The following is a 13,649-nucleotide window of genomic DNA, read 5'->3' on the forward strand; positions in this document are numbered from 1 at the left end:
CATAGCGCAGCTCACCTTTACCCTTAACCTAATTGTTAAGGGGTCTTAAAAAATTAGGCTAGGCTGTATTAATTTAGTCTTGTCTGCCATTTCTGAGAGAGCTTGATAACATTTAGACCATACCAGGCGATGTAGACATAAAATACCAAAGGTACGATAAAGCTAATTTGGATATGGAAATTATCAGCGATAACGCCCTGTAATAAAGGCACAATTGCCCCCCCTACTATCGCTAAACACAGCCAACCTGAGCCTTTACTGGTCAATGAGCCAAGCCCCTCGATGGCCATAGAAAAAATCGTTGGGAACATAATTGAGTTAAATAGACCAATCGCTAATACAGCAATCATTGCGATATTGCCTTGTGTGCTCATTGTCAGTGCAAGCAACAAAATAATGACCACCGCATTAAAGGCTACGGCTTTAGATGGGGCAACTGTTTTTAATACCGCTGAACCAATAAAACGTCCAACCATTGCACCGCCCCAGTAATAACCAATGAGCTTAGCTGCTGCATGTTCCTTTAACCCTGCTATTTCAGGCTGTGCGAAATAATTCACTAAAAAGCTACCTATCGCAACTTCAGCACCTACATAACTAAAAATAGCAAACACGCCCATGACAAGATGTGGCGCTTGGATAAGTTTGTGGTTTTTTGCTTTACAATCTACGGCTTCAGTGTGCTCTGCAATAATTGGCAGCTTTAGGAATGCAAATACGATGGCAATGCTTAGTAACGCTGCGGCCAAAATTAAATAAGGGATCTTCACAGAATCTGCGTTTGCAGCGGCTTCCACTGTTAATGTTCCTGCGGTTCCAAATAATAAAAAGCCACCAACAATGGGTCCAACAGTTGTACCTAACGCATTAAGTGCTTGTGCAAGATTTAATCTACTTGATGCTGTCTTAGGATCGCCTAAAGCTGCCACATAGGGGTTTGCAGACACTTGCAAAATAGTGATCCCTGATGCAAGTACAAATAATGCAGATAGGAAAATCCAATATTCATGGACCACCACTGCGGGGTAGAACATCATGCACCCGAGCGATGCGACGATTAACCCTGTCATCACTCCATTTTTATATCCGAACCGTTTTACCAAATGCCCTGCTGGTAACGAGATTATAAAATAGGCACTAAAAAAACAAAATTGAATAAGCATGGCTTCAGTATAACTAAGGTCAAAAACTCCCTTCAATCTGGGAATAAGCACATCATTTAATACGGTGATAAATCCCCATAAGAAGAATAGTGTTGTCATTGCAATAAGCGGAAGTCGATAATTGTTATTCTCGGCGTTCGCGCTTGTGACGAAGGTTTGCTTTGTATTTAATTCGCTCACAAGTGATACTCCAGTTTATTTTCACTTTGATTCTACACAGTGTTACAAGAAAGTCACAAGTGATTTGTTGGAACGTTCCGATTTTTGTTTGGCTTTTGAATCCAGTTTACTGGGTCATAGAAGAGAGGTGGCTTATTAGCAGAACAATTGCATTATGCGGTGGTATACCTTTATCTAATACTATAACTTACGTAACCAAGTTGGTGGGTTATGGGGAAAGCCTTCAATATTTTCATCATCATGGCGAGCTGCGATTTCGGCACTGGTTGTTGGAAACTGGATATAAAACAACAGAAGTTGCACGTTGCTTTACTGGCGTGCGTCATCAATGAGGAAAAGTGTAAAAACAATGTATGTACAGACGCAATTGCACTGCTTAATTAAAAAAGCAGTATGGCAGCATAAATTTATATGAAGATAAAGTTTACGACCTTGTTTTTGGTGTAATGTGAATAAGTCTTGACTTGTAGTAAGCTAGACTTGATTGTTAGAGCTTAATCAAATCTGATAGTCGCATAAGCCAATTTCGTCCATTCAATAGCAACTTAATATCTTTTTCCCGTTGCAATTTCGCCGCCTTAAGCGGTGAGTAATCGTTGGCTAAAATGTGTAGTGAAGCGGAACCGAGCCAACTGTTACGAATCCGACTTTAAGGCTTTGTTATATGCTGTTAAATGGTCAAAAATCTTATCTGAAATGGCTTCTAATTCTGGTTGAGTATTGCTACCTGCGAAGTTTGTTACGATGAAGATACCGATGTTTTTCTTCGGGTAAATGGTAAGCCAACTAGACGTGCCCATTGAGCCACCGCTTTGGTATAACATTTGTTCATTCGAATCATACTTATTTGTGTACCAATAAAATGCTTTACCATGCCCCGTCCAACTCTCATCGAGAAGTTGATGAGAAGTAGCCACTTCGGGTTCTGAGGATAGTTGATGTTGCATATAACGAGTGATTGACTCAACGTTTGAAGTTAACCCGCCACTAGCAAACCAATATCCACTGGCCAAAGGCATTTGATCACCATTCTCATCCGTTCCTACAGTAATTTCACCCGGCTTAAAGTTAGTACCTCTAAATTTCGTGTCCAGCTCTCCAGACTTAGTTGTAATTATTTCAGAAACGAGCAATTCAAAAGGCTTTTGGTAAACAGACTCCAAAATATATGCAACTAAATCAGTACCGGAGTTTGAATATTGATATTCCTCACCAGGAATAGAGTGAAGTTTCACTTTTTTGAGATCATCAAAAAAGTTGTCTCTGGAATATTTTGATATTTTTTCAAAATATGTGCCTTGCTCAATATCTTCGCGACTGTAAGCAAAACCCTGTGGAAGCCCACTAGTATGAGTCATAAGATGTCGTAAAGTTATATATTGGTTGGACAGCTCCAAATTTTTGTATTCATTACTTTTGAGGTAATGACGGATATCATTATCAAGCTCAACTTTTCCGTCGAGAATAGCTTTAGCAGCAACTAAGCCTGTATAAGTTTTGGTTAAAGAGCCAATTTCGTATACTGTTTGGTTATTGGGAGTATCCCCATTACTTAATACCCCTAAATGATATTGGTAAGTATTTTCTGAATCTACAATAGAAATTGAAACCACTTGCCCAACATTTCCATCAATAAATTCAATGATCTCAGCTTTCGTATTTGACTCAAAATTAGTGGCATCATAATTTTTACAGGAAGCTAAAACTGTCATTAATGAAACTGTAAATATCAATGATATGGCTCGGGTTATTGATCTATTCACAAATACTCCTAAGTTTGTCCGCTTTTGAACTGTTTGTTAGGTGTGCTATTGCATACACATTATTTCCTCGGACTTATATGTACCGTTTTGCTGTTTGAAATGAATTTCAAACTCAGCACCACAAATATCTTCTGCGATATAACTTTTGCAGTAGAATAAATCACCATTATCAGCTTTATGCCAATTTTTAATGTCTGCTTTAAAATCTGTGTTTAACGAAGCTGGTAACTCAAGTGGTTTTTCCCAAGCTTTCAGATCGAAACTGCAGCCATTTGGTTTTGTTGCGCAACCTGATAAAAGTACAAAAATTAAAACTAAACTCCGTATTTCCAAGTGCACCTAACGCTTGCCGTAAACGGCACAAAATAGCAGGCTAAAATTTGCGACGAAGGAGCACAAGCCTGCTGTTTTGTGTCCTGTTGGTTAAAGCGTTTGTTAGGCGTACATTAACCGTGGTGTCGACGGATATGCTTTATTAAACCTGCTTCGTTAAATTCTAATGAAACAATATTAGTTTTACTATATTCAATAGTTTTATCTAAATGTGCAGGCTTAACTTTACCCATTTCAGTCATTTTGATAAATACAACATTAGCACCTACCATGATTTCCTTTATTTCAATATTACTGTTTATAACTTCATCTTTTAGTTTACCAACCATGTCTGAACGGAGTTTCGTTTTATCAGTATACGTAAACTTAAATTTAACATGTTCATCGATAAAGTTATCTGACAATAAAGATATATAATGGTCGATTTCTTTAGTGGTTGTATTTGGTTGTTGACGTGAATTTTTGGCTGATACAAATGCCTTTGCTTTTTCAATTAATTGTTCTGCCGTGAACTTGTCATTTGCAGAAATTGAGAAAGAAAAAATAAGGAATATGAATGCTAAAGTTAATTTTATCACCGAATTCTCCTTGTATGCCTAACGCCCAATTAGGTGTGAGTAACGCTACCACGTAACTCAACCATGCCACCGAAAACATTGAACTCAAGTTTAGAGTCAAAAACCCCAAGCGTTAGGAATCACTCTTAAATTGTTTGTTATATTGCTGATGCTCAGAAATTGATAATTGCACGGCTGCCGCTGCATGAATTTCTGTCGTGTCATATAGTGGCACTGTCGTATGCTCTTGCTGAATTAGTAAAGCAATCTCAGTACAACCCAGAATGACCGCTTCTGCGCCCTGTTTGTGCAGGTTTTCTACGATTTCTAAGTATTGCGCTCTTGAGCTTGAGTCGATAACACCACGACATAATTCAGTGTAAATAATGTTGTGAACCACATCGCGCCTACTGCTGTCTGGCACAATGACATTGATACCAAATTTTTCAATTAATCGCTGTTTATAGAAGTCTTGCTCCATAGTAAAACGAGTACCGAGCAAGCCCACTGTCTTTATGCCATCAGATACTAATTTTTGAGCAGTTGCATCTGCGATGTGCAAAATTGGGATAGAAATATTCGCTTCTATTTCATTTGCGACTTTGTGCATTGTATTAGTACAGATGATTAAGAAGTCAGCACCACCCGCTTCTACAGCTCTTGCTGAAGCAGATAAAATTGACGCTGTTTCTTGCCAATTTCCTTGATGCTGTAGCTTTTCGATTTCATCAAAGTTGACACTATAAAGGCAAATTTTCGCTGAGTGCAAACCGCCTAATTCTGATTTTACTCCCTCATTTATCGCTTTGTAGTAGCTAGCTGTTGATTCCCAACTCATGCCACCAAGCATTCCTATAGTTTTCATTATTTCTCCGATACTTGATTGCAATATAACACTTTTAAAAATAAGCGACACGCAGTTTGTGTTGCATAATCGCTTGTTGAACTGAGCTGCTACCCGCTCGATGTCTCAGAGTTGGTGTTATTTATGCTAAGGGAATTTGCTTTTTGGAGGCTCTCACTTTCCTAGCTAGTGTATTCAGTTTAGCTAGTGTTATGTAAGCTTTCCCTGCATTGCTCAGCGCTCATTATGTATTCATTACACCTAAATTTACCTTAATAAGCAATTATATTTTTTTAGCGTACAGAGGCCGCTAGCCTGAGCAATTAAGCAGGTTAACTAATTGATTTTGAGCAGCTATCAAGCTGCTAACTCGTTCGGTCTACTTTGGTCGGTGTTGCATCTAACTTGAATACGCCAATTAGCCGCAAGATACCTACCTTACAATGCTGACAAGCCCAATTCGGTATCAATGTCACGTTTTCTCCTGTCTTTGGCCTCTTTACTCTGCATGTGCATGACGCCTGTGACCTTATCAGCGCTAACTTTCGCTTGCTACATACATTGGCTAAAAAACCGTAATAGCGAAAATCAATGCGAAAATCAATGACACCCACCTGAACTAACATTCAAGCTGAGGAAATGAGTAAAAAGTATGTGTGTAATATTTACTCGCTCAGCAAGGTAGCTATATCGTGATTACCATATGAAAGTTCAAAGTCGCCTTTGAGGCGAAGTCTAGATCTGTTTTTTTAAACGGTAAGCATGGGTTTGAGCTACAGACTAAAAATAAGCGACACCCATTACTATTAATATCCAAACTGAGGACGTCAAGTAAAAATGTATGAAAGCACTTCCATCAATTTGGTCAAAAGTGTGTATCGATAGGTTATTTTTTAGCACTTGAGCGTGCCTCTACACTAAAACTGGTTTATCGCGCACAACAAAGAGTTGGAAATACAACAGTTATAGATTTTCGAGTTGATAGCAAAAATAAGCGACACCCATTACTATTAATATCCAAACTGAGGACGTCAAGTAAAAATGTATGAAAGCACTTCCATCACTTTGGTCAAAAGCGTGTATCGATAGGTTATTTTTTAGCACTTGAGCGTATCTCTACACTAAAACAGGATTATCACGCACGACAACGCGCTGTAAATGCAGCTTTAAGAAATTCGAGAATTGAGAATGTGAGTTTTACTAAGCCAACAAGCGCTCACAGTTTGTTAGGTTTGTTCGTCGTCGTTTTTGCAGTGTTTCACAGTAAGTGGTTATTGTTCGCTCTCGGCCCACTGCACCGTGGAATACACGTGAAAACTGTGTTGTGAGTTTTATCCAGTTCTCCGGTTCTATATTGAGTCGAGTGAGTATGGGCTGAGATTCAAAGATATAGCCTCGCTTGTCGTCTCGAATACAACGGCCTGTGAGTTCAACCAATTCAATATAGGATTTGAGTTCAAAAGGCAGGCCTTTTGGAATATGTTTTCGTGGGCTGCCCACAAAGCGTAGTAGGTTTTTTGGTTGCTTTCCCAGCTTAGCGTGGTCGATGCGTTTTTTGATGCTGGTGTAGTCTGAGGTTTCAGGCGTTGTGGCGATGTTGGCTCTAATGGGGTTTAAGTCTACGTAAGCGAGGCAAGCGGCCAATGCAGCCTCGTCCAGTAATGCTTGAGACTTAAATCGTCCCTCCCAAAAACGGCCTGTACAATTATCTTCTCTATTTGCTCGGCGGGCGATGTCTTCGTTAAGTACTCGCCTAAACCAGCTAATATCGGCCAGCCTTTTCCTGTACTTATCAACTAGCTCATCTAATATCAACTGCTCCGACTCATTGAGTGGCTCACCTTCAGTAAATTTTTGGCTTATCCAATTACCTTTAAACAACTTGTGCCATCGTATCACTATCGCTTCATCGGACAGACGTTTCGCCTTGTTGTCATCAACATATAAAACAATGTGGGTATGATTGCTCATCACGGCATAAGCACAAACATCAATACAAAATATGGAAGCCAACATCAATAGCTTTTCTTCAACCCAGTCCCGGCGGTGCTCATATGATTTTCCGGTAAGTTTATCTTCGCCACACAGAAAGGCGCGTCTGACGCAACGGGAGATACAGTGATAATATTTGGTGTCGGTTAAACTGATTTGTCTTTTACGGGCAGTCGCCATCGTTTGGTTTCCTCAATCCATTGAGTACAGACCTAAATCTTAGGCGGTATCTTAGGAAGGTGCAAATTAGTGATGGGTGTCAGGTTTAAACTTACATTTTAGTACAAGAAACAGAGAAAAATAAAAGAGTTAATAAAAAGAAATGCTTCATTAAATATCCATTCTGAAGTACACATAACGGGCTAAAAGAGCGTGGCTATACTTAGTGAGGAACGAACTAAGCCAAGCTTTTTTAGTCCATTCGTTGATTTTCTTGTTATGTGCCTAACCTTCTGATTTTAAGTTAGGCAGGTTCGCTTTTACATAGTTATAGGCATCATCTGAAACTTCAGTATCCCAAAATGATACATATTTCAAATTTGGTAACAATGCTAATAACTTAAAGCCTTTGTCAGTTATTTTTAAGTCTTCAATCCATAGTTCTTCGAGAGTTTTAAACTGACTAATGATTTCCAATGATTTATCTGTAATTAATGTAGAGTCGAGATCTATACATCTTACTTTGAACAAAAAAGGTAAATTTGAAATACCATCGTCTGTAATGGGAGCATTTTCCAGAGAGAGTGAGACGACATCACTTGGAACTTTGGATAAATCGCAATCTTCTAATTGTGTTGCATCAAAGTAGCCATCTTCTTCTCTGAGTTTAAATACTAAAACATCGCTCATTTTGATACTCAGTCCTTGAATCTATGGTGGCACATAACATTTTATTCGTGCGCATGCGCGTTTACCTCGTTGGACCAGTGAAAACGTGCACAGTTAACTATCAGTATGCAAAGAACTTATCAGCATTCTGCTAAATATACCATCTGGAAAAGTGCGCATGCGCGTTTCCCAAACTTATTATCTCAGATCGTGGATACACAACCTTATGATAGACAATAATATTTTTAATTTATTAATGCGTAAACGCGCAAAAATTTTTTCAATATTTCCCTTGATATCCGAGAATTTCAGATAATGTTGTGTATACATACAGCGGCGTGAGGTGAGGAGTTATCATGAATCGAAAAAGCCCATTTCCGAAAGGTCTTCAGGAAGAAATGCGTATGCGTGGTTACAGCATTAGAACAGAAAAAACTACCTATATTGAATTAAAAAATCAATGACACCCACATGTAAAAAATCAATGACACCCACCTGAACTAACAGTCAAGCTGAGAAAATGAAGTAAAAAAGTATGTGCGTAATATTTACTCGCTCAGCAAGGTAGCCATATCGTGATTACCATCTGAAAGCTCAAAGTCGCCTTTGAGGCGAAGTCTAGATCTGTTTTTTGATACTGTAAGCACTACTACATTTAATGGTGCTAAGCGATAACGGACGTGAAAATATGTATTTTGTGCGTTCACCTGTTGCAAACGCAGCGTGTATCAATTGTCGTCTAGTGTTTAGTTGACGTCTTTTGTAGGCCAGTCAACAATATGGGACTCAAAATCTGACTCTAAATCTACTTCTAATTCTGATATTGCTCTTCCAAATATGCTTATCCCCGCATCTATCATGGCTTGTTTGGAACCTTTATGTTTGAGCGGATGCCAACTAGCGAGACCTCTGCCTTCGTACAGTCGCCTGTAGCTACAACTCGTTGGCATAAAGAATATATCTTTTAGATTTTCTTTAGTTAATTGTACACATGACGGCACTAAGATTTGGCGTTCACTGTAGCGACTGCACCCACATGTTGTAGCGTCGTTATATTGACAAACAATATCGGTGTAAAGTAACTCTTCACCTTCGCGCAAGAAGTCGGTGCTTTCAAATTCCGAATCATCTTCCTCATCACTATCAATAAATGAATGTAAGCAGCATTTACCACAACCATCACAGATTGATTCCCACTCTTCAGTTGTCATTTCTTCAAGTGTTTTTTCTTGCCAAAAGCCCATAGTGAAAGCCCCTTTAAATCATTATGTACAATCGTATTGTAATGCTAACTTGCCCTTAACCCCTATTAATTAAACGGCTCTTGAAAGAGGCAAGCAAACAGCACATTTTATAGGAAGGTCGATAGTAATTCAAAAATGATTAAAGGAACGTCCGTTGTAGACAATGCTTTATTTACTCTTTATCAATATTGTGGTGATATATAGCGACCATAAGTTGTACGGCATAAGTTAAGGAAATACGATGCACTTGTTAGTTCGGACGTTAATTCTGTTTGGTGTAGTTGTAGGTGCTATAGCATCATACAGTTATGGAAATAAGTCGGGTCTGTTTATTTTTGTTGTGATTGGACTATTACTTGAAATCTTTTTTTGGCTGCGTTTGTCTCCAAGTAAAAATCACAAGTCACAGAAGAAACAAGTTTAGCTGAGTTTTTTAGGATTGCTTTTGTCTGAAGAGGCTTGGTGTACGGATAGACATTGAGTTGGTCTAAACCGACTAAATAGGGCGATAGGTTACACGAGGTAAACAATAAAGAATTGGCTTTGTGCTATTTAGCGTACTATGCAAACGCTGGCTCTGATTTTAACGGTATTCTGATCTCGATGTTGAGGCCGCCCAACAAGCTATTGAAAGACTCTATTTCCCCGCTATGGGCCTCTAACACCTTTTTACACATCGCAAGACCCATGCCTTTTGATTTCCCCGAATTTGTTCGCGAAGATTGAGATTTATATAAGGGATCAAAAAGTTTCTGGTGTGCTTCATATGAAAGTGGTGTGCCTGAGTCTTCAATGCGGATGATTAGGTTGTTATCCAAACAAAAAAAGCTCATTTTGACGGCTACATTTTCACCGCCATGTTTTTTGGCATTACCTAAAATTTCGAGTATACAATTTGTGATAGCATCTAGATCTATTGCTACTTTCTCTGCTCCTGAAATCTGATAGTTCACCTCCAGTTGCCCCGTGTTACTTGCAAATAAACTTGCAGCTTCAGTATGGACGTTATGCACTAGCTTACAGATAGTAAAGTCCCTAAGGTTTAGCATAGTTGCAAGTTTCTCGTTATCTGTAACAAGCATAAGTTGATTGATGAACTGATTCAGCTCATCGATTTTATCCATCAACTTACTGTAACTTTCCTGTACATTCTCGACAATATTGTATTGTAAAGATTCAACTTGTACTTTCATTACGGTCAAAGGGGTGCGTAGTTCATGAGACAGATCTGTAAATAGTTGTTGTTCCTTTTCTTGTAGTTCTTGTTTATTTCGTTGATTAGATTGCTTTTCAGTTTTTACCGTATTTGCCAACGCATTTACTTGCGTTTGTAATGTCGAGAGTAAGTTGTTTTGTGCCGACTTATTTTGTTGGGCTAGAGCAAAAGTAAATAGGATAACCTCTATCAAGTAGCCTAACTTAATCGCACTGGAAATGTGATAGACATTGATAAAGCCTGAAAACATCGTGCCCCCTATGGCGATGATATTAACAAAAACAACATGGTTCAAAAGGCTTAAAGCAAAGGTAATCGACCCAGGTGCACGTTGCTGAAACGACCAAAAAGCGGTAAAGATAAACAGCGGGATGATACTTAGACTCAGAATCAAATTATAAAATACAGACTTCGATAGGATTGCTACTGGGATTAATAACAAGTAGCCCAGCAAAAATGCCTTATAAAAGTGATTTAGTGTGGGGTTGAATCGACCGAGTTGTAAAAACTCACGGATAAACAAGAGGTGGAAGACAGGAACTAGAGTCATCAACCCTGCTGAAAATAGTGACGCAAATATGCCATAAGATGGCCAGAAATACTGAAAAGTGAACCCTGACATATCCAGTACTATTAAAAGAAATAATAACGTCCAAACGCAGTAATAAGCATTTGCGGCATTTGCATTGAAGTAAAAGTTTACCAATACGATGACAAAGACAGCGGCAATAATACCACTAAGCGTTGCATTGATTACGGTACTACTAAGCATGCTACTTTGTAATGTTCTATCGTCGAGTAATTTAAGATCTGCTGCGGCATTTGCAAAAGTTTGGTAGCGAACGATGAAGTGTCCACTACCCTGTTCTTGCTGTGTCAATGGCTGGTATATCTGGGGAGTCGATATTGCTCTGGCTGAAAACTCAGCGTCAAGGGTATATTGAGCGATAGCTGATACCTGAGTCTCATTGACGTAGGAAATACTTAGCCAGGGCAGTCTTGCAAATCCGAAAGAAAGATAGTGTTTGTAACCAGTTTCGAGTGCGCTTGCATCAATTATAGCCCATTGGTATGGCTGCTCTGTTAATGACGGTTGATATTTAGAAAGCTGGCTGATGATTATCGACGCTTCCTGTTGGCTTACATTTAGCTGTTGACTTAACTGTGCGGGGGTCATCTCGCTAAATTGGACCTCAACTTGTGTATCACGCCCGTTTTGCTTAGGAGCCGAGATACTAGCGCTAGCCAGTGTCGAAACGAGCAATAAAATTAATGTAAGCAGTTTGGACATAATAAAGTAATACACAATGTTTGTTTGACAATGCTACGTTGAAATAATGAAGCAAATATGGATAAAACGTGTGTAAGTAAAAGATTGTAAATAAAAAGCATCAAATATACGTATTAAAAACAAACAACTACAGACTCCTGTTTACTGAGATTTGTGAAACATGGTCGCAAAATAGTCAGATAATCTGAGTTACATAAAACTGAAATATAACTGTAACAATTGAATGTTCTAATGCGCCACTGAAATAAAAGTGTAACGAAAGAACACGTATTACTCTAAGAGCGAAACTATGGTTAATCAATCTCAGACTTCAGCTTCAGCAAAACTTTTTAACTGGCTGTCTATCATTCTACTTGTTTACTTAGTCTTAGTTGCAGTAGGTACTGTAAGTGGTGGTTTTAAACTTGCCTCTGGTGGTAGCGAAGGTGCTAAGGAAATATTTGCATTTGCAACTAATCCTGTAGTGGCTTTATTACTTGGTGCATTAGCAACTGCTTTGGTTCAATCCTCATCAACAGTGACCTCTGTCATCGTTGGATTAGTAGCAGGTGGATTACCTATTAGTATCGCCATTCCAATGGTAATGGGCGCGAATATTGGTACCACTATCACCAATACCTTAGTCTCAATAGGTCACATTCGCAGCAAAGAAGAGTTTAAACGTGCTTTTGCAGCTTCTACGGTTCATGATTTTTTCAATCTATTGGCCGTTGTGATTTTCCTGCCGTTAGAAATTATGTTTGGTATCTTAGAAAAGTTTGCGTCTAGTCTTGCACATGTTTTTGTAGGCGATGCTGATTTATCTTTAAAGAGCTATAACTTTATCAAACCACTAGTTAAGCCAGCGGTTAATGTGGTCAAAGATGCCGTAAGCTTTTTAGATTCTACTGCCGCTGGGGTTTCTATGGTGGTGATCGGTATAATGATGATTTTGTTCGCCGTTACTTACTTAGGCAAACTACTGAAAAAAGCGCTAGTTGGTAAAGCTAAAGAGTTGTTACATAGCGCTATCGGTCGCGGACCTTTGGTAGGAATTGGCTCTGGTGCAGTGGTGACCGTTATGGTTCAGTCATCTTCAACGACGACTAGCCTTATGATCCCACTTGCTGGAAGTGGTGTGTTTACGACCCGTCAAATCTACCCATTCACATTAGGCGCAAATATTGGCACTACTATTACCGCACTTTTGGCAGCGACCTCTATAACAGGTGCTGCGGCAGAAGTTGCCCTTACCATCGCACTTGTACATGTAATGTTTAACGTTTTTGCGGTAACGCTTATTTACGGTATGCCGTTATTACGCGAGATACCACTGCAATTAGCTGAAAAGATCGCCGATGTTGGATCTCGTAACAAACCGGCAGCACTTGCTTATGTGCTAGGCTCATTTTTTGTTTTCCCGGGACTTATTATGTTGGCAGTGCGTTAATCGCAACCTGCCACCCTGTGACATAAGGCTCGAATTATCGAGCTTTATGTCTTTTAACACATCATCACATGTTTCAATTATTTTTATTACCGTTGATATCGATTGGGCAAAACCTTTAAATAGCTTAGAGCTAATCATGTCATTGACGAAAACGGTATAAAGTCATAATTCTGTCATCATATTTTGAGAAAATTACTCCTGTCTTTATTAATGAAGAAGCAAATAAATGAGTAGCAACCTTGGTATTTTTAGCTTTAATGTGGCACAAATTGAAAGTTCGATAAGAGGAAAATATCGATCTGTTCAGCCCTACGAGAATCCAGTTTTGCGACCTGATGATAATGGACTGTCGTTGACAATCGAGCTTCCCAAAGATGCGCGCATTGGTGATAAGGTTGAAGTGATCTTGACCAAACTTGGTGAACGTGTTGCTAAGTCTGAATCAGTATTAACTGTTGACGCTGACACTTATCTAACCAAAATAGTAGACGTTAAAATCCAACAGCCACTAGAAGCCGATAGGTATGCTATGCAAATTAATTTGGTTGGATTGCATGATTATTTGAAGAATACTGCTGAGTTTACTATCACGCTAGCCGAAGCCTTGATTGCGCCAAGCCATCCTGAAATTGATGTAAACGGCGATGAAGTCAATGGCGCTAAACGGCTGTTTAATGCTGCGATGAGTGCAGTGTTGTCTGTTTTTTAATCACAAAATAACCAAAGCACAAGCTATAAACTTATGGAGCACATTTGTAAAACGCGCTGCCAACACATTAAGCGAGTTGGTACTAAGAAGGTTAAGCCGT

The 13,649-nt window shown here is 39.1% G+C and carries 12 protein-coding genes and 1 pseudogene; 2 read left to right on the forward strand and 11 right to left on the reverse strand.

Features of this window, described 5'->3' with window-relative positions; translation table 11 throughout:
- Positions 1–68: 68 nt before the first annotated feature.
- From HUZ36_RS05645 to HUZ36_RS05685, 11 genes and pseudogenes are all read right to left on the reverse strand, one after another.
- Entirely contained in the window at positions 69–1,343 is a 1,275-nt protein-coding gene (locus tag HUZ36_RS05645) for a sugar MFS transporter (protein ID WP_176032301.1), read from the reverse strand.
- Between the two features lie 180 nt (positions 1,344–1,523).
- Positions 1,524–1,646 (reverse strand): hypothetical protein, encoded by a 123-nt coding sequence (locus HUZ36_RS21830; RefSeq protein WP_286037151.1) that lies wholly within the window; start codon positions 1,644–1,646, stop codon positions 1,524–1,526.
- A gap of 332 nt (positions 1,647–1,978) precedes the next feature.
- A complete protein-coding gene (locus tag HUZ36_RS05650) occupies positions 1,979–3,106 on the reverse strand; it encodes a serine hydrolase domain-containing protein (protein ID WP_176032302.1) in 1,128 nt (375 codons plus the stop codon).
- Between the two features lie 45 nt (positions 3,107–3,151).
- A complete protein-coding gene (locus HUZ36_RS05655) occupies positions 3,152–3,439 on the reverse strand; it encodes a hypothetical protein (protein ID WP_128730763.1) in 288 nt (95 codons plus the stop codon).
- Between the two features lie 113 nt (positions 3,440–3,552).
- On the reverse strand, positions 3,553–4,017 hold the full coding sequence (locus HUZ36_RS05660) for a nuclear transport factor 2 family protein (RefSeq protein WP_128731023.1): 465 nt from the start codon (positions 4,015–4,017) through the stop codon (positions 3,553–3,555).
- Between the two features lie 112 nt (positions 4,018–4,129).
- A complete protein-coding gene (locus HUZ36_RS05665) occupies positions 4,130–4,861 on the reverse strand; it encodes an aspartate/glutamate racemase family protein (RefSeq protein ID WP_176032303.1) in 732 nt (243 codons plus the stop codon).
- A gap of 344 nt (positions 4,862–5,205) precedes the next feature.
- A pseudogene (locus HUZ36_RS22000) lies at positions 5,206–5,424 on the reverse strand (IS91 family transposase); the annotation flags it as partial.
- A gap of 616 nt (positions 5,425–6,040) precedes the next feature.
- The gene (locus HUZ36_RS05670) at positions 6,041–7,012 is read right to left on the reverse strand and encodes a transposase (RefSeq protein ID WP_176032304.1); all 972 of its coding nucleotides are present in this window, start codon (positions 7,010–7,012) and stop codon (positions 6,041–6,043) included.
- A gap of 264 nt (positions 7,013–7,276) precedes the next feature.
- Positions 7,277–7,681, reverse strand: coding sequence for a hypothetical protein (locus tag HUZ36_RS05675; RefSeq protein ID WP_176032305.1), 405 nt, complete (start codon positions 7,679–7,681; stop codon positions 7,277–7,279).
- Between the two features lie 725 nt (positions 7,682–8,406).
- Positions 8,407–8,904 (reverse strand): YcgN family cysteine cluster protein, encoded by a 498-nt coding sequence (locus HUZ36_RS05680; protein ID WP_125251301.1) that lies wholly within the window; start codon positions 8,902–8,904, stop codon positions 8,407–8,409.
- Between the two features lie 560 nt (positions 8,905–9,464).
- On the reverse strand, positions 9,465–11,411 hold the full coding sequence (locus HUZ36_RS05685; protein ID WP_176032306.1) for a sensor histidine kinase: 1,947 nt from the start codon (positions 11,409–11,411) through the stop codon (positions 9,465–9,467).
- 289 nt (positions 11,412–11,700) lie between these two features.
- On the opposite strand from HUZ36_RS05685, the gene HUZ36_RS05690 reads away from it, so the two are divergent.
- Positions 11,701–12,840 carry a Na/Pi symporter gene (locus HUZ36_RS05690; protein WP_125251298.1) on the forward strand — a complete coding sequence of 380 codons (1,140 nt, stop codon included), beginning with the start codon at positions 11,701–11,703 and terminating at the stop codon, positions 12,838–12,840.
- 226 nt (positions 12,841–13,066) lie between these two features.
- Entirely contained in the window at positions 13,067–13,549 is a 483-nt protein-coding gene (locus tag HUZ36_RS05695; protein WP_176032307.1) for a hypothetical protein, read from the forward strand.
- Positions 13,550–13,649 lie beyond the last annotated feature (100 nt).

This window comes from Pseudoalteromonas sp. McH1-7 (assembly GCF_013366255.1).
Lineage (GTDB): Bacteria > Pseudomonadota > Gammaproteobacteria > Enterobacterales > Alteromonadaceae > Pseudoalteromonas > Pseudoalteromonas peptidolytica.